We start from the raw sequence: 23919 nt of genomic DNA, 5'->3' as shown, positions 1-23919 counted from the left end.
GGCAGGCTACTTGAGTGACTGGCAAAGTGTGCAGTCGGACACAACAGCAACGCGCTGGCGAGCAGTCGCCATTTTCGAAGTTTATAAGGAGTTCACGCGCATTATGACGCAGAAACCAGTTGACGGCCCCGCAATGGTTACCAGCTCCGGTCTGGTCCCCATGGTTATTGAGCAGACCGCCCGGGGCGAGCGCTCGTTTGATATCTACTCCCGCCTGCTGAAAGAGCGGGTGATCTTTATGGTTGGTCAGGTGGAAGATCACATGGCCAATCTGGTTGTCGCGCAGTTGCTGTTTCTGGAGTCAGAGAACCCTGACAAGGACATTCACCTTTACATCAACAGCCCGGGTGGCTCGGTAACGGCCGGCCTGTCTATTTACGACACCATGCAGTTCATCAAGCCGGATGTGGCCACCCTCTGTGTGGGTCAGGCCGCCAGTATGGGTGCGTTCCTGCTGGCCGGTGGCGCCAGTGGCAAGCGTGCGTGTCTGCCCAACTCGCGGATGATGATCCATCAGCCGCTGGGTGGTTACCAGGGGCAGGCAACGGATATTGAGATCCATACCCGTGAAATCCTCAAGATCCGTAATACGCTCAATACCATCCTGGCAAGGCACACCGGGCAGGATATGGAGACAATCGCCAGGGACACCGAACGCGACAACTTTATGGATCCGCAGCAGGCCAAAGACTACGGCCTGATTGATTCTATACTTGATAAGCGCGCCCAGAATCAATAATACTGAATACTGCGAGGTGATCGCACAAATCCCGGCCAACGTAACAAGTATCTGCGTTGGCAACCAAGTTCAGAGGTATTTCAATGGCAGATGATAGAAACGGCAGAGGCGACGATAACGGCAAGTTGCTCTACTGCTCGTTTTGCGGAAAAAGCCAGCATGAAGTCCGTAAGCTCATTGCAGGGCCTTCGGTGTTCATCTGCGACGAGTGCGTTGACCTGTGCAATGACATTATCCGGGAAGAAATCCAGGAGAATGCTCAGGAAGAGGCCAGTGACCGCCTCCCGACGCCTGCGGAAATCCGCGATAATCTGAACGAATATGTCATTGGCCAGGATCGCGCCAAGGTAGTGCTGTCTGTCGCGGTATACAACCACTATAAACGGTTGCGGTACGGCGAGGGCAAGGCCGAGGTCGAGCTGGGCAAAAGCAACATTTTGCTGATCGGGCCCACGGGCAGCGGCAAGACCCTGCTGGCGGAAACCCTGGCCCGCATGCTTAATGTGCCCTTCACCATTGCCGATGCCACGACTCTGACCGAAGCCGGTTATGTCGGCGAAGATGTTGAAAATATCATCCAGAAGCTGTTGCAAAAGTGTGATTACGACGTTGAAAAGGCCCAGCGTGGCATTGTCTATATCGACGAAATCGACAAGATTTCCCGCAAGTCCGACAATCCGTCCATCACCCGTGATGTCTCCGGTGAGGGTGTCCAGCAGGCTCTTCTCAAGCTGATTGAGGGTACGGTCGCCTCGGTACCACCCCAGGGCGGCCGCAAGCACCCGCAGCAGGAATTCCTGCAGGTGGATACGGGTAATATGCTGTTTATCTGCGGCGGAGCCTTTGCCGGTCTGGACAAGGTGATTCAGGAGCGGTCCGAGCGCAGCAGCATTGGCTTCTCGGCAACCGTCAAGAGCCCGGACGACACCAAAAACACTGGCGATATCATCAAGAATGTCGAAACCGAGGATCTGGTTAAGTACGGTCTGATCCCGGAATTTGTGGGTCGCTTGCCGGTGATTGCCACGCTGACCGAACTGGATCAGGCGGCGCTGGTCCAGATTCTGACAGAACCCAAGAATGCGCTCACCAAGCAGTATCAGAAGCTGTTTGACATGGAAGGGGTGGAGCTGGATTTCCGTGAGGACGCGTTGCGCGCTGTCGCCAACAAGGCCATGGATCGCAAGACCGGCGCCCGGGGCCTGCGCTCGATCATGGAGGCAACACTGCTGGACACCATGTACCAGATTCCTTCTGAACATGATGTGTCCAAGGTGGTCATTGATGAAAGCGTGATCAAGGGCCAGTCAGAGCCCTTCAAGATCTACGCCAACAGCGACCACGCCAAGGCGGTACCGGACGACTGAGGTCCGGCGAATTGGTAAAAAGGGGCGGCAACGCCCTTTTTTTGTGCCTGATGCGGTGTTGCACTGCGTTGTCCGCCAGAAAGATTGTATTTTTTGCTGTCGCCCCAAAGAAGGGTGATATGCTCAATCAAATATCATCAGAGGATTTTCTATGACCCTGATACCTGAAGAAACCATGCAAGAATACCCGCTGCTGCCGCTTCGGGACGTAGTGGTGTTCCCGCACATGGTAGTGCCCCTGTTTGTTGGCCGTGAAAAGTCGATTCAGGCCCTGGAGGCGGCAATGGAGGGCGGTAAGGAAATCCTTCTGGTCGCCCAGAAAGACGCTTCCACCGACGAGCCCGGGGCAAAAGATGTGTTCGATATGGGCACCCTGGCGACGGTTCTGCAGATGCTGCGGCTGCCTGACGGCACCGTGAAAGTGCTGGTGGAGGGCAACGCCCGCGCCCGGATCAGCGATATTTCCGAACACGACTATCTCGCCGGCCGTGCCGCGCTCATCGATGAGGACGCACTGCCCGGCCGTGAGCAGGAAGTGCTGGTTAAAACCCTGCTGGACGAGTTCGAGAAGTACGTCAAAATGTCCCGCAAGGTGCCTTCCGAGGTCTCCAACTCGCTTACCGGCATTACCGAGCTCGAACGCCTGGCGGACACCATGGCGGCGCACCTGGAACTGAAGATTCCGGAGAAGCAGGAGCTGCTTGAGGCGCTGGATATCCGCAAGCGCGTGGATATCCTGCTGGGTAAACTGGATGGCGAGATTGATCTGATTGAGGTCGAGAAGCGGATCCGCGGCCGCGTCAAGAAACAGATGGAGCGCAGCCAGCGGGAGTACTACCTCAACGAACAGATGAAGGCCATCCAGAAGGAAATGGGCAGTCTGGGCGAGGGCAATAATGACTTCGAAGAGCTGGAACAGAAGCTGGAAGAAGCCAGTCTGCCAGAGGAAGCCCTGAAAAAGACCGAGGCCGAGCTGAACAAGCTGAAGATGATGTCTCCCATGTCGGCCGAGGCCACGGTTGTGCGTGGCTATATCGACTGGATGCTGTCGATTCCCTGGAAAAAGCGCAGTCGGGTCCGTCATGACATCGAAAAGGCGCGCAAGATCCTCGATGAGGACCATTACGGCCTGGATGAGGTCAAGAAGCGTATTCTCGAGTACCTGGCCGTGCAGAGCCGGGTGAAGAAGGTGAAAGGTCCGGTGCTGTGCCTGGTGGGTCCGCCCGGTGTTGGTAAAACCTCTCTGGGGCAATCCATTGCCCGTGCCACCAACCGCAAATACACCCGCATGGCGCTGGGGGGTGTCCGGGATGAAGCGGAAATCCGCGGTCATCGCAAGACCTACATTGGCGCCTTGCCCGGCAAGCTGCTGCAGAAGCTCGCCAAGGTGGGGGTGAAAAACCCGCTGTTCCTGTTCGATGAAATCGACAAAATGGGCATGGATCACCGTGGTGACCCGGCGTCGGCGTTGCTGGAAGTTCTGGATCCGGAACAGAACCACACCTTCAATGATCATTACCTGGAGGTGGATTACGATCTGTCAGACGTGATGTTTGTCTGTACCTCCAATTCCATGGACATTCCCCATGCCCTGCTTGACCGGATGGAGATTATCCGGATCCCGGGGTACACCGAGGATGAAAAGGTCAACATCGCCCGCAAGTATCTGGTGCCGAAGCAGATCAAGGCCAATGGCCTGCGCAAGAATGAGCTTGAGGTACCGGAACAGACTTTGCGGGATCTGATCCGCTACTACACCCGTGAAGCCGGCGTGCGTGGGCTGGAGCGGGAGATCGCCAAGATCTGCCGCAAGGTGGTCAGGAACCACGTCGAAAGCGGCGACAAGCCCTCTGTCGCGCTGACCCCGGAAATGCTGGAAGACTATTCGGGGGTTCAGAAGTTCAAATACGGTCTGGCCGAAGAAAATAACCAGATCGGACAGGTAACGGGTCTGGCCTGGACCCAGGTTGGTGGCGAGCTACTGACACTGGAGTGCGCGCTGACCCGTGGCAAGGGCCGTGTGATCAAGACCGGCTCGCTCGGTGATGTGATGCAGGAATCCATCCAGGCGGCCCTTACGGTGGTCAGAAGCCGTGCTGTAGGGCTTGGCATCAAGGATGATTTCCACGAAAAATACGATCTGCACGTCCACGTTCCCGAGGGTGCAACGCCAAAAGATGGCCCCAGCGCCGGTGTCGGCATGTGTACCGCTCTGGTTTCGGCACTGACCCAGATTCCCGTTCGCGCAGACGTTGCGATGACCGGCGAGATCACGCTTCGGGGCCGGGTTCTGCCCATCGGTGGCCTGAAAGAGAAACTGTTGGCGGCTCATCGCGGCGGTATCAAGACCGTTATTATTCCTGACGAAAATGTCAGGGATCTCAAAGAGATACCGGAAAATATAAAAGAATCGCTGGAGATTCGTCCGGCTAAGTGGATTGATGAAGTGCTCGACATAGCGCTGGAATACGCGCCTGAGCCCTGGGCTGAAAAGCCTGCCACGGAGGCGGACTCATCGACCCCGCGTGATGACGACAACGACATTGCCGAGCGGATAAATACCCATTAGACGCGTACCGTTTAGTTGACATGCCAGAGAGCCCATTGGTATAACTGTTTTCCGGCGAAGCAGCGGTTACCAAGGGCTCGCGGGCATTCTCCGCCTATTCCGGACACCGGTCACAAGTCAAGGGAATAACAAAATCGAAGAATGGAATTCTCTGATCGCTTATGCCATAGTCCGGGGCTTTCAGGAAACAACAAACCACACATAATATCTTCAACCTAGAATCGAAGGGGTTTAGCGTGAACAAGTCCGAACTAATTGATGCAATTGCAGAATCTGCAGATATTTCCAAAGCCGCGGCAGGCCGTGCTCTGGATTCAATGACTTCCTCCATAACCGGAGCGCTTCAGAAAGGCGACCAGGTAACCCTTATCGGTTTTGGGACTTTCTCGGTAAAAGAACGTGCGGCACGCACTGGCCGTAACCCCCAGACCGGGGCAGAGATCCGGATCCCGGCTTCCAAGGTGCCGGGCTTCAAGGCAGGAAAGGCTCTGAAAGACGCCGTCAAATAACGGACGATTTCAGTTTGTAGCACTGAAAAACTCCAAGGCGCATTCCTGACCGGATGCGCCTTTTTATGTTAAGTGGCCCTCACCGACAATGATCAGGGATCCGGGAGAAACATGCTTCAAAATATTCGGGAAAATTCCCAGGGCACTATTGCCAAAGTCATCATTGGTGTTCTGATTGTTTCATTGTCCCTCTGGGGCATGGACGCCATCATCGGCGGATTCTCCGGCGAACCGGATGTTGCCACAGTTAATGGTGAAGAGATCACCGAGCGCGAGTTCATGCGCCTGGTACAGCTCGAAAGCCAGCGCCGCCTCTCGCGTATGGAACGCCCGGATCCGTCACTGCTGAATGAAGACCAGATTCGCCGGGATGTGTTGCAGTCCCTGATTCAGCAGAAGGTCCTGACCCAGGAGGCCAGGGAGCAGGGGCTGGCTCTTTCCGATGCTGATATAGATTCGCTGATTACCCAGATGCCACAGTTCCAGGTAAATGGCGTTTTCAATCGTGATCGCTTTGTGTCGGCGGTCCGGAATATGGGGATGGGCGTTGGCGAGTTCCGTGAAAACATGCGCCAGCAGTATGTCATCAACCAGATTCGTGCGGGCATCTCGCAGAGCGGTCTCTCTGCCAGCCAGAATTCCGCCCGACTGCTGGCGATCGAGAATCAGACCCGGGATTTCCGCACCCTGACGGTTCCGGCGTCGACAGTGCGAGAACAGGTGACGGTAACGGATGACGAAGTTGCCAGTTACTATGAGGAGAATGCCGGAGACTTCAGGCTGCCCGAGCAGGTTGACGCCCGCTACATTGTGCTTTCACTGGAGGCCCTGGCCGACACAGTGACGATCACCGATGAGGAATTGCAGGCCTATTATGAGGAACGTGCTTCAGAGCTTGCCAGGGAAGAGCGCAAGGCCTCGCACATTTTGATTGAAGACGGCGCTGACGCTGAAGCCACCATGCAGACCATCCAGGAACGCCTCGCGGATGGTGAAGCATTTGCTGATCTGGCCACGGAATATTCGACCGATACCTTTTCGGCCGAACAGGGCGGGGATCTGGGGTACGCCGGCCGCGGGGTATATGATCCGGCTTTTGAAGAGGCGCTGTTTGCGCTTTCTGAAGGTGAGATTTCAGAGCCGGTTTCAACCGTGTTCGGGGTTCACCTGATCAAGGTCACGGATATCCGCAGCTCCGCCGTGCCTCCGCTTGCCGAGATGGAAGAGCGATTGCGCAGGGAGATGGCCCTTGCCCGGGCGAACGAGCAGTTTGCCGAAATCCGCACAAAGCTTGCGGACGAGGCCTATTCCGAAGACAACCTGACGGCGCCGGCAGAAAGCCTCGGCCTTGAGCTTCGTGTCAAGGAAGGCATTACCCGCGAGAATGGGGGGGAGCCACCGTTCGATCATGAAGGGCTTGTCCGGCAGCTGTTTTCAGAGGATGTTCTGGACGACGGCTTCAACACCGAGTTGATTGATGTCGGTGACAATATGTCGGTTGTGGCCCGGGTGGCCGAGTATTACGAGGCACGGCAGCGGCCGCTGGAAGATGTGGCGGCTCAGATCCGCGACCAGCTGGCCCGTGAGAAAACCGTTGAAGCCCTGCGTGAGCGGGCGGATTCCATCGTTGCCGCACTGAGAGGGGATGAGGAGTCTTCTGCCCTGGTTCTTGGTGACTGGACCACCTATACGGACCAGGGTCGTAATAACCCGTCACTGAGTCCTGCGGTGTTACAAACGGTGTTCTCTCTCAGGCGCCCCGACAATGGTCCGGTGTACGGCTCCGACGTTACCACCAGCGAAGCTACCATTATTGCGCTGGATAACGTGGAACAGGGCAGCGTTGATCGGGACAGTGCCGAGTACGAGCAGGTGGAAGGGTTTCTGGCGGCGGTTGCCGGGCAGTTTGAGTATCAGGCCTATCAGGATTACCTCCGAAACCGGGCCGAGATCGAGCGGCGCTGATAAAAAAAGCACCCTCAGGGTGCTTTTTTTATGTCCGGCGCAGGAGTTTATCTGGGCAGGCGGGTTGGCCGCAGACTTTCCTTGATGTTCCTGAGATGATCCAGAAAATCGGTGCCCCGCTTCAGGGTGACACCGGTCGCCAGAATATCAATGACCGTCAGATGAATGATTCTGGAGGACATGGGCATGTAGACTTCCGTGTCTTCCGGTGCATTGATGCCAACAACGACCGTGCAAGCCTCGGCAAGAGGGGAGTCCGGGGTTGTTATTCCGATAACCGTGGCGCCATTATTGCGGGCCTGCTGGGCGATCTCGACGGTTTCGCGGGTGCGCCCGGTGAAGGAAATCAGCACGATGACGTCACCCCTGGCGCTGCCCGCGGCCACCATGCGTTGCATCAAGGCATCGTCGTAGGACATCACCGGGATGTTGAAACGGAAAAATTTGTGCTGCGCGTCCATGGCAACCGGAGCGGATCCGCCCATCCCGAAGAAGTTGATCTGCTTGGCCTGGATCAGGTGATCAATGGCCGCCGCCAGCGCCTGGGGGTCGAGAGCCTGGCGGGCCTTGTCGAGGCTTGCGATCGTGCTGAGCATGATTTTGTCAGCAAACTCTGTCACCGTATCATCGGGTTCCACATTTTGTCCGATGTAGGGCGTCCCCGTGGCTATACTCTGGGCCAGGCGTATTTTGAAATCAGGAAAGCCTGTGGCGGAAAATCCCCGGCAGAAACGGTTGACGGTGGGTTCACTGACGTCCGCTGCCCGGGCCAGTGCCGCAATGCTGTACCGCGTTGCCGCGCTGGGGTCACGCAGAATTGCTTCGGCAACCTTGCGCTCGGATTTGTTAAGGGTCTCCAGCCTGGACTGGATGTCCTCGAGTAGGTTGTCGTTGCGTTGCACCTGATTGGCAGCCATTGCGAATACTCCCTGGTGTATCGGCTTTGTTGTCAGAGTCCGCGCTGATTATAGCCTCTTCCGTGGTATTTTAGTGTAGTTAAAATATCATAAATCCGAAAAAATCCTTGGGTAAAGGTATCCCGGATGTCAGTATTTGCATAAATTTACTACACTCATGCCCGAAGTCCTACCGGTTGTGTCGTTTTGCCTGAAAACAAAGTGAGAGGGAATTGATGGCCGAGCCAAAGCATACCTGCTGTGACCTGATGATGTTTGGAGCCCTGGGTGACCTGGCCCAGCGTAAGCTGTTTCCCGCCCTGTATCAGCTGGAGCGTTCCGGGTTGCTTCATGAAGGTAGCCGTATTCTTGCCATCGCCAGGAAAAAAGCTGACGCCGGAGCAATTCGCAGGATCCTTCTTGGCAAGCTGGAAGAGCATGTGAAAAAGGATGAATTCGATGCAGTTATGGCAGAGCAGTTTTTACAGCGCGTCGATTACCAGTTTCTCGACTTTACCAACCCCGAGGGGTACAGCGCGCTCAATGACTGGCGCAGCACGGAGTCCAGTAACCTGGTTGTCTATATGGCGACATCGCCAGCGATGTACGGGGTAATCGCCCGCAACCTGCGGGGCAATGACTGTTGTGACCGGGACACGAGGGTGGTGGTGGAAAAGCCTATCGGTCATGACCTGGAATCTTCCAAGATCATCAACAACGAGCTTGGCGAGGTCTTCAACGAGGATCAGTTATTCCGGATTGATCACTATCTGGGCAAGGAAACGGTCCAGAATCTGATTGCACTGCGTTTCGCGAACAATCTGTTTGCCTCCCAGTGGGACCAGAATCACATCTCCCACGTGGAAATATCGGTGGCAGAGAGCGTCGGTATTGAAGGTCGCTGGAGCTACTTCGACAAGGCGGGCCAGGTTCGTGATATGGTCCAGAATCACCTCTTGCAGCTGCTCTGCCTGATCGCCATGGACCCGCCTTCAGATCTGTCCGCCGACAGCATCCGTAATGAAAAGGTGAAGGTTCTCAAGGCGCTGCGCCGGATCACGCCAGACCTGATGGACACTCATGTGGTTCGTGGCCAATACACCGCAGGCACCAGTAACGGTAAGCCGGTGCCCGGATATCTGGAAGAGGACGGTGCCATAAAGCGCAGCAAGACTGAAACCTTTGTCGCCCTGAAAGCGGAGATCGATAACTGGCGCTGGTCCGGCGTGCCGTTCTATATCCGCACCGGCAAGCGTCTTCCGGAGAAGCTGTCCCAGATCATCATCCACTTCAAACCGGCACCACACTACATATTCGACCGCGACCAGAAACACCTGGCCAATAACAAGCTGATTATCCGCCTGCAGCCCGACGAGGGCATGTCGCTGCAGATCCTGACCAAGGACCAGGGCCTGGACAAGGGCATGCGCCTGCGCCAGGGGCCTCTGGAACTGACCTTCTCGGAGACGTTCGAAACCGACCGGATTCCCGACGCTTACGAGCGTCTGCTCTGGGAGGTTATGAAAGGCAATCAGTACCTGTTCGTGCGCCGGGATGAGGTGGAACACGCCTGGCAGTGGGTCGACCAGATTATTGCAAACTGGGATGATAGCGGCCAGCCACCAAAACGCTATGCTGCCGGTACCTGGGGGCCGGTGGCTTCCATTGCCATGATCACGCGGGACGGAAGGAGCTGGTATGAAGATGCATGACCTGAATTTGCCGGAGGCGGTGGACGCGCATTTCTTTGATACCCCTGACGAAGCCGGCATGGCTCTGGCGGACGCGGTTTCGAGACATCTGGCGGAGCGGCTGCTGATTGCGCCCCGTGCCAGCCTTGTGGTTTCCGGTGGCTCGACGCCGCTGCCATTCTTTGCGGCATTGCGGGAAAAACCACTGGACTGGTTAAGGATCGATGTATTGCTGGCCGATGAGCGCTGGGTGCCGGAAGACGATGAAGCCAGCAATACCCGATTGGTAAAGCAGAACCTGCTTCAGGGCCCGGCGTCGGAAGCAAACTACCTGTCCCTCAAACAGCCCGGTGAAACCCCGGCCGATGGCCTGGCAGCGGTCGAAGCGGCACTTGCCGACCTCCATCTGCCGCTGGATGTGCTGATTCTGGGCATGGGCAATGATGGTCATACCGCGTCCCTGTTTCCGGACGCCCCCGAGCTTGATCGGGCTATGGATACCGACACTTCGGCCCTCGTGGCGCCAATGACGCCGTCTTCCCGGGGTCAGGCGCGCATTACCCTGACGCTCAGGGCCCTGAGTCGGGCCGGTTTCACAGCCTTGCACATAAACGGCGATGACAAACTGGAAACCCTGCAGGCTGCCTGCCGCGACCCGCGGAAGGTGAAAGAAATGCCCATACGTGCCTTTCTGGAGCCGGGCCTGCAGATATACTGGAGTGCCTGACATGAACCAGCTGTCGGATTTTTACCGCGACCGCGTCCGCTCGGTACTGGCTGCCTCGCCACTTATTCCGGTGATTACTGTCAACCACCCGGACCAGGCGCTGCCGTTGTGCCGGGCCCTGGTGGAGGGTGGTATCCGGGTTCTGGAAATCACTCTGCGTACACCTCACGGCATCAGGGCCATCGAGCAGGTAAGAACGGCAATTCCGGAAGCCTGGGTGGGAGCGGGCACGGTGACCAGTATTACCCAGTATCGCGACGTTGAGTCCGCCGGCGCCCAGTTTGTGATCACCCCCGGGGTTACCGAGGCAATCCTGAGATTTGGCGTTACTTCCGAGGCCTCCTTGCTGCCGGGCATCTCGACCATTTCCGAGCTGATGATGGGCCACGACCTCGGCTATCGCGAATTCAAGTTCTTTCCGGCGGAAGTCTCCGGCGGCATCCCGGCCCTCAAAGCGTTCGCGGGTCCTTTCCCCGACGTCAGCTTCTGCCCGACCGGCGGCATCCGCCGTGATACCGCCAAAGACTACCTGGCCCTGGACAACGTTGCGGCCGTTGGCGGTACCTGGTTAACCCCGGGTGATCTGGTTGCCTCCGGTGACTGGGCCCGGATTTCCGAGATAGCCCATGGGAGTTTACTGGACCTCTGAGTTTTCTCTTTGTGTCGGATCCAGTTTAGTTGCTATGACCACCAAGCGGATCTTTTACATTACTGTATGAAACCGCAGGCCGCAGACATCTGATTTCGGGCTTCTTGGCTTGAATTTGAAAACGGATATCCTAAGGTGATTTAAAGTTTATTGTGGGAAAAGGGTAGAGCCCCCACTTGAGACGATGCTCAAAAAAAGAGGAACAGAAGTGATTAAACCAGAATTGCCAACTAATGAAGCAGAAAGGCTCCATGCCTTAAGAAGCCTCCAAATTCTCGATACGTCTCATGAGGAACGATTTGATCGCGTCACCCGAATGGCCAAACGCATGTTCGGTGTAGAGATTTCGTTGGTCAGTATTATCGATGAAGATAGGCAGTGGTTTAAGTCAAAGCAAGGATTGGATGCATCTGAGACGCCGCGCGACATATCATTCTGTGGCCATGCCATCAACGAGGACGGTTTATTCATTATTCCCAATGCGATTGAGGATGAGCGTTTTGCTGATAATCCTCTTGTTACCGGAGCACCCAACATCCGCTTTTATGCCGGTTATCCGCTCAAGTTGAGACAAGGTGTAAATCTGGGGACGTTATGCCTTATTGACTCGAAGCCACAGCATTTGGATGAAGATGATAAGCAGCTATTAAACGATTTAGGAGCCATGATTGAGCAAGAGATTCGATCAATTCAATTGGCAACACTGGATGAATTGACCTTGATATCGAACCGACGGGGATTTTTGACCCTGGCTGACCATGCCCAAAAAGTCTGTCGACGCAAAAAATTTCCGATGTCGATGATTTTATTTGACCTGAATAAATTTAAACCGATCAATGATACTTTGGGGCATCATGAAGGTGATTTTGCTTTAAAGCAGTTTGCAGAGGTGATGCGCACTGTATTCCGCGAGAGTGATGTAGTTGGCAGATTGGGAGGGGATGAGTTTGTTGCCATGCTGACGGATGCCGACGATGAACAAATTGCCATCGTCCTCAACCGATTTAAAGCAGAAATGGATGCAGTCAACAAGGCCATCAACAAGCCTTACCTCATAGAGTACAGTGCTGGCGTGGCAAGCTTTCCATATGATACAGAGAAATCGTTAGAAGAGATGATTGCTGAAGCGGATGCCGCAATGTATGAAAAAAAGAACGACGAAGTGCGTTAGAACTTGCTGGACTTATCTGTATCTGTTCAGCGAAGGCATCAAATAACATCAAGGCAGGCGAATGAAAAAGCTCATTACAAGCGACTGAAACGGAGGATGTTTTGCTCGTTGAGGCGGCCCTTGATTCGAGCAATTCGATCTTTGGACGACTGTTCAGGCATCCTTTACGGGCCCTCCCCAGCAGGGGAAAAGGTCCGCTTTGCAATGGTTTCGACGCCATGATCACAAAGCAGAGCTTTTCAGATAGGGCATACCCGATCCGCTATTCGGAAACAAAGCACGCTGAGGTCGCAAAGCGAACCTTTTACAGCCCCCTGAGATCGGCATTCGTCTCTGATTCGGAAATCAAACCTATAAGCTGTTAGCTAGATTTGCTTTATTCCATCTTGGCAGATTTATACTTGCCTCAGCTTTACCTTGAGAATAATTATGTAAATAATTGAGATACGTGTTTGGCCGGTCTAAAACATACTGCGAGTGTGCCTGTCGCCCGGTAAACTAAGTATGCTGGAACGGACTTACGGTTCTTAATAAACACAAATTAGGTCGAGATCAGTGACGAGGACGAGTCAAAATCTCTACGAACGCATCGCAGAAAACATGAGTGACGTGGTTGCGCTCCATTCACCTGATGGCCGCTATCTGTGGATCAGCCCGTCGGTCAAAAGAGTTCTCGGCTATTCCCCGGAAGAACTAATGGGAACCGACCCGTATGACCTGTTCCATCCGGATGATGCAGAGTCAATTCGAAACGGAACTCATCAGCCAGCGGTGTCTGGCAATGGAAACATCCTGATTCGTTATCAAATTCGCCGTGCTTGTGGCAAATATATCTGGTTTGAGACTTTGACCCAACCGGTTGAGGACGACCAGGGCAGAGTGACTGAGCTGCACACTACGTCCCGAAATGTAACAGAGCAGCAGAGAATTGAAGAGGCGCTGGCTGAAAGCGAGGCGCTTTATCGAGTCGCGATGGATAGTCTGGATGAAGGCGTTGTCATCCATGATGCAGAGGGTCGAGTTATAGCTCATAACCCACAGGCAGCCGACATTCTTGGATTGAGTAGCGATGAATTGAACGGCCGTGTGCCTATAGATCCGAGCTGGGATTCAGTCTATCCGGATGGTACGTCTTTTCCTGGCGAAGCGCATCCGATTATGGTGACATTGCGCACCGGAAAGCCCTGTAGTCAGGTATTGATGGGGATTTACAGCCCCCACTGGAAATCACGGCGCTGGATCTCGATTAATTCCCAATTGATCCCGAAAAGCATACGCGATGACGCTGGCCGAGCTGCTGTTGTTGCTTCATTTACCGACGTTACAGAAAACATTGAGCGCGAAGCTCAACTAAAGCGCTGGTCGGCGGTTTATCGTTTTAGTAGTGAGGCTATTATACTTGTCGACTCGGCCGGATTGATCAAGGATGTTAATGAAGCCTTCTCGACGGTAGTTCGTGATGATAGAGCACGATGGGTCGGGCGAAGCGTAGATGACATCACGCTGGAGACTCGCTCAAAAGGGCTATTTACATCAGCCATCTGGCCAGCGCTGGCGGCGACCGGCAATTGGCGCGGGGAATTATGGCTCCGTGATGCGCAGGGTGGCGTTCAGGTAACCTGGGCTGCAATGACAAGAGTTCAACAAAGTGTTGCCTCTGAAACTCATTACACAATGATCCTTAACGACTTCAGCGAACGGAGTGACAGGGAGGAAAAGCTGCTCTACAACGCCGGTCATGATTCGCTGACAGGGCTTCCGAATCGACTTCTCTTGAAAGACCGCTTCGAGGTGGCCGCCAGAAAAGCTGAGCGTCAGGAAACAACATTTGCTTGTCTTTATCTTGACCTTAACGGTTTCAAGCCAATTAATGATCGTTACGGTCATGCATTGGGAGATATCGTCCTCCAGTCCGTTGCCGAGAGAATCTCAGACGTCGTGCGTTCCTCGGATACCGTTTCACGAATCGGTGGCGATGAGTTTTTTGTAATAGTTTTCGGACTTGAAAACGAGAGCGATTATCGCGATTTCGCTGCACGTATCTCTAAAGCAATAGGAGACCGGCTAGAAATTGAAGGCCAGGAACTTGCCATTGGGGTAAGCATTGGGATTGCGCTTTATCCTGACCACGGAAAGTCTCTAGAAGCTCTCATGAAGGCAAGTGATGCTGCTATGTATCGCGCGAAACATCAGCGTCTGTGGATTGATATAGCTGGCGATGGCACTTGAGTTATTGAAGGGTTGATGTCATCAATGAAGTGCAAATCACGCTAAGCTTCTGGGCGAATACCCGTGCTCCCTCCCGTAGCCTATCTCATCGCGGTAAAAAGGTCCGCTCTCCAATGTTTGCTCCGGTCAGAATTGGTGTCAAAACAGCCAAGGCGTTGTTATAGCCACTGCAAGCATTTGCGAGTGGCCAACTCTCAGGCACTGGAATGGCATGGCGGCATTGCCCTGAGTCATCTTTAAGAAAATTGAAGCAGGACATTTCACACGATTTTGTCGGGTTTCATCTGTTTGTAATGCCGCTCTGGGGCCTTGTTAAGTGACAATAGTTTACGGATGTCACGAACCCTCCATGCTGGCCATGAAATGCAATAAATTTTGGCCCAAGGTAACATTGCAGATATCAACATAAAGGTCCCTGCATGGACGAGAGCGAATTGGACGAATCCCAGAGGCTGGCCATATACCAGATCCAGCGAAAGGTTCTGGAGAGAGCTATTCGTGGCGATGGTCTGGTCTCAAGCATGAAACTGCTTTGCCGCGAGATAGAACAAACTCTGAAGGAAGACTGCGCCCTTTGCTCCATTTTGTTACTTGATGGTCAACGGCTCAAACACTGCGCGGCTCCCAGCCTGCCGGCGGCCTACTGCGAGGCTATCGATGGGGTGATCATAGGTGAAGGGGTAGGCTCTTGCGGCACAGCGCTCTTTCGTCGAGAACAGGTGGTGGTAACCGATATCGCTACCGACCCCCTTTGGCAGGACTTTAGGGGTTTGGCCATGTCAAACGGACTGGGCGCCTGCTGGTCAAATCCTATCATTGCTTCCGACGGTACGGTTCTCGCCAGTTTTGCCATCTACTATCCCGACCAGCGCTCCCCCTCAAGATTGCATTTGTACCTGATCCAGGCTTTTTCGGCCCTCGCACTGCTTGTCATTGATCATTACAGGCTGGCTGAACAACAGGCCCGGCTTACTGCAGCTTTGGGAAAGATAAATGCCGGGCTAACTGCTGTCATGCAGGTAATCCCGGATGTGGCTATCGTGCTCGACCAGTCAGGTCACTACATTGATTTTCGCGGCGACACCTTCGAACTGATGACGCCACCAGAGATACTGTGGGCCCAGTCAATAGAAAACCTGTTCGGGCCCGAACTTGCAGAACAGGTGATGAAGGTCGCGAACGAGACACTCGCTACCGGGGAGATGCAAATCTTCGAGTACGAGCTTGTGACTGAAGGGGAGCGCCGGGTTTTCGAGGGCAGAACCGCGATCGTCGATGATTTCTATACCGATGCTCGTGATGACTCCTACGTCTTGTGGATGGCCCGTGAAGTCACGACCCGTAAGTGCGCCGAAGAAAACGCCGCCCGCTTGGCGTTGTTCGATGCGCTTACCGGCTTGCCCAATCGCCGCCATGCCGAGGAGCAGCTGGAGCAGCTACTGGAAGAAGTGAATCGCGGCCACGCCAGCGGCGCAGTGATGTTCCTCGATCTTAATGATTTTAAACGTATCAACGACAGCCTGGGACACCAACAGGGTGACCTGCTGCTGCGGCAGGTTTCACGGCGGCTGGAGGATCAGACGCGCCGTTCGGAAATAGTCGCGCGTCTGGGTGGGGATGAGTTCATTGTGTTGTTGCGGGAGCATTTAACCGGCAAGGATGCCCTGGCCGAATCCACTGCAGCAGTGGCGCGTAGAATACTGGGTTGCTTCAATGCACCGCTGGAAAATCAGGGCCATGCCTACAGCGTCAGCGTCAGCGTCGGGATAGCCCTGGCCGACCAGCCCGGATTGAAAACAGAAGACCTGTTACGCAACGCAGACGCAGCAATGTATGAGGCCAAGCGTCTTGGTGGCAATCGATTCGCGTTCTTTGAAGAATCGCTGCAACTGGAGGCTGACCGGCGTCTGGATCTGGAGCGTCGGATGGTCCAAGCCATTCGGGACATGCATTTTGTGGCCTACTTCCAGCCTCAGTTGACACCGGACGGGTCCATCTTCGGAGCAGAGGCGTTGCTGCGCTGGTTTGATCCGGAAGAAGGCGCCATTCCCCCGGATGCATTTATCCCGGTGGCGGAACGGGCAGGTTTGATCTATCAGCTTCAGGATATCGTGCTCGAACAGAGTTGCCAGATGCTCGCAGAATTGCGCAAGAAAGATCGATTGCCGCCAGCTTTCCGGCTTGCTATCAATATCAGCCCGCTGCAACTCCAAAACTACACGCTCACCGAACGTCTCGATTTTTTCCTGGCGAGGTACGACCTGACTGCAGACCGTTTTACCCTGGAAATCACCGAAAATCTTTTAATGGGCCAACAACAGGAAACCTATCATCAGATGCAGGACCTGCGGCAGCGGGGATTTCGATTTGCAATTGATGATTTTGGCACCGGTTATTCGTCGCTAGCGTATCTGCATCGTCTGGACGTGGACCAGTTGAAAATCGACAAAAGCTTTATTCGCGAACTGGGAGAAACAGACGTCGGAGAAGCCATCGTGGATTCCGTGGCCGCACTATCAAGAAGCCTCAACTTAGAAGTTATTGCCGAGGGTGTAGAAACTGAGCTCCAGGCTCGCATACTTCACGACAAGTCTTTGAGTGGACTGCAGGGATTTCTATATGCCTGTCCCATGCACAGCGCTGATTTGATGGACTATCTGGACCAGGCACTGGAAATCATGCCGTGGCACAACATCTCAGAGCCTTATCGTTAGTTCGGGATAAAAAACTCCCTGTTCTAGTAGCACTGCTGATTAAAGCAAAATCACAGAAATAGAATACCAGATGATGAATCAAGAGTGCGTCTACCACTGAAAAGGATCGCAGGTACGCACCAAGTAAGATCTCAAGTGGTGGTTACAAAATTCCTCGATAATGAGCGGCACCTAACATGCCGCCCATCCAGATTTGCCGCAGCGCGGGCCCCACCGACACCTTTTGCTCGCGAGCCAGCGCTAAGCAGATCAGCGGTTTGAATTCAGTCGGGTCGGTTCAGACCCGGGTCCAGTATCCATTCCGCGCTGTCGTTCCAAACGTCCATTCGGGTGATCTGGCCATTACGCACTTCGAACCGGTCCAGGTAGCGGTTGCCCGAGAAGGGGCGACCATCTGGCCATTCTCCATAGAGCGTGCCATTGGAATAAACCACGGTATGGTCCGGGTGTTCCGTCCAGTCGAACTGTCCCAGCGCTTTCTTGACCCAGGCATAACGACCACTGTTGAAATCAGTAATAGCTTGGGTGCTCTCCATAATTCGACCGCCGGTGAAGGTTATACGCACATTTGGGGCCATAAAGGTGGCCGCCCGCTCGGGGTCCGGCGCCATGGAAGCCTCCAGAAAATTGCTAACAATCGTAACTGCGTCATTCTTTTCCGACATACTGTTTTCCTCTATTCGTTGACAAGATCTGTTTTCTGAAAACGCTCTTGTGTGGTGCGATTTCATCCAAAAAGCCCGATAAAGGTGCTCTTTTAAGCGAAAAGCCATCAATTACCGATTATTTTACTGGCATCTGTTTTGCTAGCAACTTATATGCAAACGCTAGCAACCTGGAGAAAATCATGCGATTCAAGAACAGCTTCAAACAGTGGGCTATGCCTCTGGCAACGGCCGGCCTGTTAACACTGGGCGGTCTGGCCAAGGCCGAAGATAATCTGAAGATAGGCCTGGTGGCCGCGCTGTCTGGCCAGTCCGCCAAGTCCGGCGAGGCCATCACCCGGGGATTGACTATCGCTATCGACGAGATCAACGCCGATGGCGGCATTCTCGGCCGTCAGGTGGAATTGTTGCGTCGGGACGATGAGAGCAACCCCAACAAGGGCCTGCTTGCCGCTCGTGAACTGGTACAGAAAGAAGAGGTTGCCGTTCTCTTCGGCGGCCTGGATACACCTGTGTCCCTGGCAATTGTGCCCCTTGCGAACCGGATGAAGTTTCCATTCATGGGCGTCTGGGCCGCCGGCACACCGATTACCAAAAACGGCGCCGAGGAGAACTATGTTTTCCGGGTATCCGCTGTGGATGAGCTGGTTGACGAAGCCCTGGTGCAGTACGGCATCGACAAGTACGGTATGGAAAAACCGGGGATGATCCTGATCAACAACCCCTGGGGCGAGTCCAACGAAAAGGGTTTCCGCAAGGCGCTGGAATCTCGGAATATGAAATGGGCCGGCATTGAGCGGGTAGAGAGCAACGATACTGATATGGTGCCACAGCTCAGTCGCCTTAAGGACTCTGGCGCTGACTCACTGTTGATGGTTGCCAATGTTGCCCCGTCAGCACAGGTAGTGAAATCCCTTGATCGCATGGGCTGGGATGTACCGATTATTTCCCATTGGGGCCCAGCGGGAGGACGTTTTACCGAATTGGCCGGGGAAAATGGCGATAAGGTGCACTTTATCCAGACCTTCACTTTTGTTGAAAACCAGAAGGGCAAGGGCGCTGATGTCATGGCTGCACTTAAGAAACGTTACCCTGAAATTCAGGATCTTGCCGATGTCACACCCGCGGTCGGCATTGCCAACGCCTACGACGCCATGCACCTGACTGCACTGGCCATTGAGAATGCCGGCAGCACCGACGGCCCGGCTATACGCCAGGGCTATTACGATGTTTCCAGATACCAAGGCCTCATCAAGACCTACAGTAACCCTTTCTCTCCGGATCAGCATGATGCCATCGGACCCGATGACTACGTCTTCACTCATTTCGTGGACGGCCGCATCGTTCCATTGAAGCAATAAGTCATGGTTCGCCAGAAACATACTTAGGCAGGTAAGGGTCATCAGCCGGGCCGGAGGCACCTCATAATGATCACCGCCAGTATTATCAGTGGTCTCAGCATGGGCAGTATGTACGCCTTGCTGGCACTGGGATTTCACATCACCTTCATCGTTTCCAGAACGGTCAACTTCGCCCAGGGCAGTGCCATGATGGTGGGCGCCGTATTGGGCTACACCTTTAGCATCACACTGGGGCTGCCCTGGCTGGTAGCCGCATTTCTGACACTGGCAACATGTGCGGTTTATGGCCTGGTCATTGAGCGCTTCCTGGTACGACCATTCCATAGTCGTGGTTCCGAGGCATGGTTAATGGCCACTGTCGCTGGCGGCCTGCTGATGGACAACATCGTGATGTTCACCTTCGGCAAAGAGCCGCGCAGGTTCACGCTGGAAGCCGTCGACCATCGCCTGGAGCTTTTCGGCACCGGTGTCGACCTTATGCAGTTGATCATTCCCGCCGTGGTGGCGGCGATCGTGCTGGTGTTGGTTCTGACCCGTCGGTACACCCGCCTGGGCAAAGTACTGGACGCCACCGTACAGAATCCGACAGCCGCCCGCATGATGGGCATTCATGTGAACCGGGTCGTGGCCATTTCTTTTGCGGTCTCAACAGTGTTCGCCGGCATTGCAGGCCTGTTGATAGCGCCCCTTGTCAGTGTGCATTCGGAAATGGGCATGCTGTTCGGGCTAAAGGCCTTTGCCGTAGCCATTCTTGGGGGTATTGCCAGCGCTAACGGGGTGGTGCTCGCGGGGCTGCTATTCGGTCTGGCCGAAGCGCTGATCATCGTTAACCTCGGCTCTACCCTGGCCCAGATCCTGACATTCAGCCTGGTGATCGTTGCCCTGGCAATACGTCCCAATGGCCTGTTCGGCTCCAAAACGCTGGTGAAAGTATGATGTCTGCAAACGCAGTGGCTTCCCATCGATTAATAGTACCTGGCCTGCTGGCTTTGCTGGCACTGACGGGCGCCGTGCTGTCATTCACCCTGGGCGGCTACGGTCTGCTGGTGATGACCCTCATCGCCCTTACAACGGTGGTGTGTAGCGGCCTCAATATCCTGATCGGCCTCAGTGGCCAGATTTCCTTTGGTCACGTAGCGTTCTATGCCATCGGAGCCTATACGTCGGCGCTGATGACGATGGCTGGAGTGCCGCTGGCGCTGGCAATGGCCAGTGCTGCCGTGGTGACTGCCGCTGTCGGTGCCCTGCTGGCGATACCTGCAGTGAGAGTCAGCGGCCCTTACCTGGCGATGGTGACCATTGCCTTTGGTTTTATCGTGCACCATGGGCTGATCGAATGGCGGTCTTTCACCGGCGGAGCCAATGGCCTGGCCGGAGTGCCGATGCCGGATACCGGCAGCCTGCCGGCGGATACCGGTCTGGCACTGATCGCAGTGGCCCTGATGGTTGTTTCGCTGATGTTCTTTCACCGCTTGGCAGGCAGTGGCTGGGGGCGGGCCATCCGAGCGGTCAAGGCCACCGAGATTGCGGCCCGTTCGTTGGGCTTCAATCCGGTGCAGACAAAGACTCTGGCCTTCGCTCTGTCGGCGCTGTTTGCGGGTCTGGCCGGCTCGCTGCTGTCGCCGCTGATGATGTTTATCAACCCTGATTCCTTTCCCTTTACCCAGTCCATACTCTTTGTGCTCGCCGTCATTGTCGGCGGCGCCGGGACGGTGTTCGGGCCCCTACTAGGCGCCATCCTGATTGTTTTGATTCCAGAGTTACTCTCGGGCATGGCCGAGATGCGACTGCTGCTTTTCTCTGGTGCCCTGTTGGCGGTTCTCTGGATTGCTCCGACCGGCGCACTTGGCGTACTTCAGGCCCGGTTTTCAAAGCCAGCGCCCCTAACACCCCGGCAAAAACCGGATACTGACCGGCTGGAAAAATTCCTTACCTGCGATGCCGGCGCCCCTGACGGGCTGAAGGTAAAGGACATCGGCATCCGGTTCGGCGGCGTGCAGGCAGCGGAGGGAGTCAGTTTTGACGCCAGACCGGGCATGGTAACCAGCATCATTGGACCGAACGGAGCAGGCAAAACCACCGTCCTGAACATGATCAGCGGCTTCTACGCACCAGACAAGGGCCGTATTCTCCTTGATGACAATCTGGCCGGTTTGCCTGCCTGGAAAATCGCCCGGGCCGGCATTGGCCGGACTTACCAGACTACCCAGTTATTTTCCGGATTGTCGGTACTGGAGAACCTGCTGACAGGCATGCAGCGTGGTCAGTTGGAGGATTGCTGGCGAGAGCCCGCCCCCGGGCGGGTCGAACAAGCCCTGGATCTTCTGGCACTGGTCGGATATCGGGGATGCGTTCACACCAAGGCCGAAACCCTGCCACATGTAGATCGCAGGCTGGTAGAAATCGCCCGGGCTCTCGCGCTTAGACCAAAGGTACTGTTGCTGGACGAACCCGCAGCCGGGCTGAGCCGGGCCGACACGGATAAGGTAACGGCGCTTTTGCGGACCATTGCCGGTTACGGCATTGCGGTCATCCTGGTGGAGCACGACATGGCCATGGTGATGTCGGTTTCAGACCGGATTCTGGTGCTCGACTCCGGCCAGCCCATCGCCTGGGGCGAGCCCGAGGAAGTTCGCAGTAACCCTCAGGTGGTGCAAGCCTACCTTGGCAGCACCGACTATCAGGCGCCGCCAAGACCAGAGCCCTGGTCCGGTTCCCGTGATGCTACCCTTTTTGTCAAAGACCTGGTAATCGACTATGGCGCCGCCCCGGTGGTGGAGGACGTTAGCCTGGTGGTGAATCCGGGCGAGCTAATCGCCATCCTCGGAGCCAATGGTGCGGGCAAGTCCAGCATCCTGCAGGCACTCGCCGGCCTGCACCCGGCCAGCAGTGGCCGGATTGTGCTGAACAACGAGAATATCGAGACCATGGACGCCAGCGAGATTGCAGGCCGGGGACTGGCACTGGTACCGGAAGGGCGCCAGGTATTTCCGGAGCTGAGCGTGCGGGACAACCTCCTCATGGGGGCCTATACACGCGCCGACAGGTCCAGCCTGGACCAGGATATCGAGGATATCCTGGCTCGGTTCCCGCGCCTGCAGGATCGTATCAGCAGTCCTGCCGGACTCCTCTCGGGGGGCGAGCAGCAGATGCTGGCAATTGGCCGCGGATTGATGGCAAAGCCATCGATCCTGCTTCTCGATGAACCGTCGCTTGGTCTGGCGCCTGCAATGGTAGCAGAGCTTTACGATGCCCTGGCTGCGCTGCGGGACGAGGGAGTTACGCTGTTGCTGGTAGATCAGATGGCCAATCTGGCTCTGCAAGTGGCCGACCGTGCTTACGTACTGGAGACCGGTCGCGTCGTCCACTCCGGCAGTGCCGAGGCCCTTCGCAATGATCCGGAACTTGAAGCGGCCTACCTGGGAGAAAGCGTTGCATGACTTCAATACTGTTCAAGAATCTGAGGCTGCCGGATCAACCGGCGAAAATCACTGAATTGAGAGTGGACCAGGGTAAATTTGTCGAGACCTTCACGAACGAGGTATCACTGCCGAGTGAAATAGATCTCGGCGGCAATCTTGTTCTGCCGGGCCTTATCGAGACGCATATTCACCTGGATAAGGCCTGTATCATGAATCGGTGTGAGCTTAACGAAGGCACTCTCGCGGAAGCGGTGGCCACGACCAGGGCCGCGAAAGCTGACTTTACCGAGGCAGACGTTTATCAGCGCGGCGCAGCTCTTCTGGAACAGGCCATCACCCAGGGCACGACCTACATGCGTACCCATGTGGAGCTCGACCCCGGCATCGGTCTGACCGGATTCCGGGCAATCCTGCGGTTAAAGCAGGACTATGCCTGGGCCCTGGGCCTCGAGATATGCGTATTCCCACAGGAAGGGCTGCTCAACAACCCCGGCACCGAAGAACTCCTCTGTGAAGCTCTGGAGAATGGCGCTACGGTATTGGGAGGCTGCCCCTACATGGACAGTGACCCGGCGGCACAGATCCGGCGACTTTTCGAACTGGCAGAACGCTACGACTGCGACCTGGACATGCACCTGGATTTTGACCTGAATCCTGAAGGCATGACGATTTCTGAAGTCATTCGCTGCACCAGGGAGTGCGGGTGGCAGAACCGGGTAACCATCGGGCATGTCACCAAACTGTCAGCTCTTCCGCCGGAGCTCTTTGAGGAGACCGCGCGGGCACTGGCGGAGGCCGGCGTTCAGGTCACAGCTCTGCCTTCCACCGATCTGTTCCTGAATGGACGGGACGACACCCACAATGTGCCCCGGGGCGTGGCGCCGCTGCCCCGTCTCCATGACTGTGGCGTCACCTGCTCATTGTCCACCAATAACGTCGGTAACCCTTTCACTCCGTTCGGGGATGCATCACTCATCCGCCAGGCCAATCTTTTGGCGAACGTGTGCCATCAGGGCACACCGGCTGAACTGGCGCGCTGTCTGACGTGGATTTCTGAGGAGTCAGCCAGGCTGCTGCGTTTGCAGGACTATGGCCTTGCTCCGGGTTGCCATGCGGATTTCATCGTACTGGACGCGGACACTCCGGCCGCGGTGATCGCCGAATTGGGGCAGCCGCTGATGGCCTTCAAGGGGGGCCGACAGAGTTTTGAGCGGGTGCCGGCGTCATTATTGAGCCCCTGATCTT

17 protein-coding genes are annotated in these 23919 nt (G+C 55.4%); 15 read left to right on the top strand and 2 right to left on the bottom strand.

The features are described 5' to 3' along the window. The first annotated feature begins 103 nt into the window (after positions 1-103). The 5 genes from clpP (at position 104) to VJ956_RS08680 (ending at position 7149) form a co-directional block, all read left to right on the top strand. Complete coding sequence (gene clpP / locus VJ956_RS08700; RefSeq protein ID WP_324083867.1) at positions 104-739, top strand: ATP-dependent Clp endopeptidase proteolytic subunit ClpP; 636 nt, start codon at positions 104-106, stop codon at positions 737-739. Between the two features lie 83 nt (positions 740-822). Then, entirely contained in the window at positions 823-2106 is a 1284-nt protein-coding gene (gene clpX / locus VJ956_RS08695) for an ATP-dependent Clp protease ATP-binding subunit ClpX (protein WP_324083865.1), read from the top strand. A gap of 151 nt (positions 2107-2257) precedes the next feature. Continuing rightward, positions 2258-4675, top strand: coding sequence for an endopeptidase La (gene lon, locus VJ956_RS08690; RefSeq protein ID WP_324083863.1), 2418 nt, complete (start codon positions 2258-2260; stop codon positions 4673-4675). 236 nt (positions 4676-4911) lie between these two features. After that, positions 4912-5184: an HU family DNA-binding protein gene (locus tag VJ956_RS08685; RefSeq protein ID WP_324083861.1), complete on the top strand. Its 273-nt coding sequence runs from the start codon at positions 4912-4914 to the stop codon at positions 5182-5184. 111 nt (positions 5185-5295) lie between these two features. Next, entirely contained in the window at positions 5296-7149 is a 1854-nt protein-coding gene (locus VJ956_RS08680; protein WP_324083859.1) for a SurA N-terminal domain-containing protein, read from the top strand. A gap of 47 nt (positions 7150-7196) precedes the next feature. Here VJ956_RS08680 and VJ956_RS08675 read toward each other — a convergent pair whose 3' ends face one another. Beyond that, entirely contained in the window at positions 7197-8066 is an 870-nt protein-coding gene (locus VJ956_RS08675; RefSeq protein WP_324083857.1) for a MurR/RpiR family transcriptional regulator, read from the bottom strand. A 215-nt stretch (positions 8067-8281) separates the two neighbouring features. Here VJ956_RS08675 and zwf point away from each other — a divergent pair, with 215 nt between their 5' ends. From zwf to VJ956_RS08645, 6 genes are all read left to right on the top strand, one after another. Beyond that, positions 8282-9757 (top strand): glucose-6-phosphate dehydrogenase, encoded by a 1476-nt coding sequence (gene zwf / locus VJ956_RS08670; protein WP_324083855.1) that lies wholly within the window; start codon positions 8282-8284, stop codon positions 9755-9757. Then, positions 9744-10463, top strand: coding sequence for a 6-phosphogluconolactonase (gene pgl, locus VJ956_RS08665; protein ID WP_324083853.1), 720 nt, complete (start codon positions 9744-9746; stop codon positions 10461-10463). Before zwf ends, pgl begins: the two co-directional genes overlap by 14 nt. A 1-nt stretch (position 10464) precedes the next feature. After that, on the top strand, positions 10465-11112 hold the full coding sequence (locus VJ956_RS08660) for a bifunctional 4-hydroxy-2-oxoglutarate aldolase/2-dehydro-3-deoxy-phosphogluconate aldolase (protein ID WP_324083851.1): 648 nt from the start codon (positions 10465-10467) through the stop codon (positions 11110-11112). Positions 11113-11320: 208 nt separating this feature from the next. Then, on the top strand, positions 11321-12283 hold the full coding sequence (locus tag VJ956_RS08655; protein WP_324083850.1) for a sensor domain-containing diguanylate cyclase: 963 nt from the start codon (positions 11321-11323) through the stop codon (positions 12281-12283). A gap of 555 nt (positions 12284-12838) precedes the next feature. After that, a complete protein-coding gene (locus VJ956_RS08650; protein ID WP_324083848.1) occupies positions 12839-14512 on the top strand; it encodes a sensor domain-containing protein in 1674 nt (557 codons plus the stop codon). A 419-nt stretch (positions 14513-14931) separates the two neighbouring features. Beyond that, positions 14932-17226 carry a GGDEF domain-containing protein gene (locus VJ956_RS08645; RefSeq protein ID WP_324083847.1) on the top strand — a complete coding sequence of 765 codons (2295 nt, stop codon included), beginning with the start codon at positions 14932-14934 and terminating at the stop codon, positions 17224-17226. 263 nt (positions 17227-17489) lie between these two features. Here VJ956_RS08645 and VJ956_RS08640 read toward each other — a convergent pair whose 3' ends face one another. Further along, entirely contained in the window at positions 17490-17891 is a 402-nt protein-coding gene (locus tag VJ956_RS08640) for a nuclear transport factor 2 family protein (RefSeq protein WP_324083845.1), read from the bottom strand. Positions 17892-18073: 182 nt separating this feature from the next. Here VJ956_RS08640 and VJ956_RS08635 point away from each other — a divergent pair, with 182 nt between their 5' ends. The 4 genes from VJ956_RS08635 to VJ956_RS08620 all read left to right on the top strand — a co-directional run bounded on the left by VJ956_RS08635 (position 18074) and on the right by VJ956_RS08620 (position 23915). Then, positions 18074-19252 carry an ABC transporter substrate-binding protein gene (locus VJ956_RS08635; protein WP_324083844.1) on the top strand — a complete coding sequence of 393 codons (1179 nt, stop codon included), beginning with the start codon at positions 18074-18076 and terminating at the stop codon, positions 19250-19252. Positions 19253-19318: 66 nt separating this feature from the next. Further along, positions 19319-20188: a branched-chain amino acid ABC transporter permease gene (locus VJ956_RS08630; protein WP_324083842.1), complete on the top strand. Its 870-nt coding sequence runs from the start codon at positions 19319-19321 to the stop codon at positions 20186-20188. Next, complete coding sequence (locus VJ956_RS08625) at positions 20185-22692, top strand: ATP-binding cassette domain-containing protein (protein ID WP_324083840.1); 2508 nt, start codon at positions 20185-20187, stop codon at positions 22690-22692. The genes VJ956_RS08630 and VJ956_RS08625 overlap by 4 nt, the downstream gene beginning before the upstream one ends. Next, entirely contained in the window at positions 22689-23915 is a 1227-nt protein-coding gene (locus tag VJ956_RS08620; protein WP_324083837.1) for an amidohydrolase family protein, read from the top strand. The genes VJ956_RS08625 and VJ956_RS08620 overlap by 4 nt, the downstream gene beginning before the upstream one ends. Positions 23916-23919 lie beyond the last annotated feature (4 nt).

Source organism: Marinobacter sp., assembly GCF_035268745.1.
In the GTDB taxonomy this organism is placed as follows: domain Bacteria; phylum Pseudomonadota; class Gammaproteobacteria; order Pseudomonadales; family Oleiphilaceae; genus Marinobacter.
Note: the sequence above shows the minus strand (reverse complement) of the source record. Positions and strands in the feature narration are given on the sequence as shown.

Excerpts from the sequence above, each read along its gene's own strand:
- clpP (WP_324083867.1), top strand. The coding sequence starts at position 104 with ATGACGCAGAAACCAGTTGACGGCCCCGCAATGGTTACCAGCTCCGGT.
- clpX (WP_324083865.1), top strand. The coding sequence starts at position 823 with ATGGCAGATGATAGAAACGGCAGAGGCGACGATAACGGCAAGTTGCTC.
- lon (WP_324083863.1), top strand. The coding sequence starts at position 2,258 with ATGACCCTGATACCTGAAGAAACCATGCAAGAATACCCGCTGCTGCCG.
- VJ956_RS08680 (WP_324083859.1), top strand. The coding sequence starts at position 5,296 with ATGCTTCAAAATATTCGGGAAAATTCCCAGGGCACTATTGCCAAAGTC.
- VJ956_RS08675 (WP_324083857.1), bottom strand. The coding sequence starts at position 8,066 with ATGGCTGCCAATCAGGTGCAACGCAACGACAACCTACTCGAGGACATC.
- zwf (WP_324083855.1), top strand. The coding sequence starts at position 8,282 with ATGGCCGAGCCAAAGCATACCTGCTGTGACCTGATGATGTTTGGAGCC.
- pgl (WP_324083853.1), top strand. The coding sequence starts at position 9,744 with ATGAAGATGCATGACCTGAATTTGCCGGAGGCGGTGGACGCGCATTTC.
- VJ956_RS08660 (WP_324083851.1), top strand. The coding sequence starts at position 10,465 with ATGAACCAGCTGTCGGATTTTTACCGCGACCGCGTCCGCTCGGTACTG.
- VJ956_RS08645 (WP_324083847.1), top strand. The coding sequence starts at position 14,932 with ATGGACGAGAGCGAATTGGACGAATCCCAGAGGCTGGCCATATACCAG.
- VJ956_RS08640 (WP_324083845.1), bottom strand. The coding sequence starts at position 17,891 with ATGTCGGAAAAGAATGACGCAGTTACGATTGTTAGCAATTTTCTGGAG.
- VJ956_RS08635 (WP_324083844.1), top strand. The coding sequence starts at position 18,074 with ATGCGATTCAAGAACAGCTTCAAACAGTGGGCTATGCCTCTGGCAACG.
- VJ956_RS08630 (WP_324083842.1), top strand. The coding sequence starts at position 19,319 with ATGATCACCGCCAGTATTATCAGTGGTCTCAGCATGGGCAGTATGTAC.
- VJ956_RS08625 (WP_324083840.1), top strand. The coding sequence starts at position 20,185 with ATGATGTCTGCAAACGCAGTGGCTTCCCATCGATTAATAGTACCTGGC.
- VJ956_RS08620 (WP_324083837.1), top strand. The coding sequence starts at position 22,689 with ATGACTTCAATACTGTTCAAGAATCTGAGGCTGCCGGATCAACCGGCG.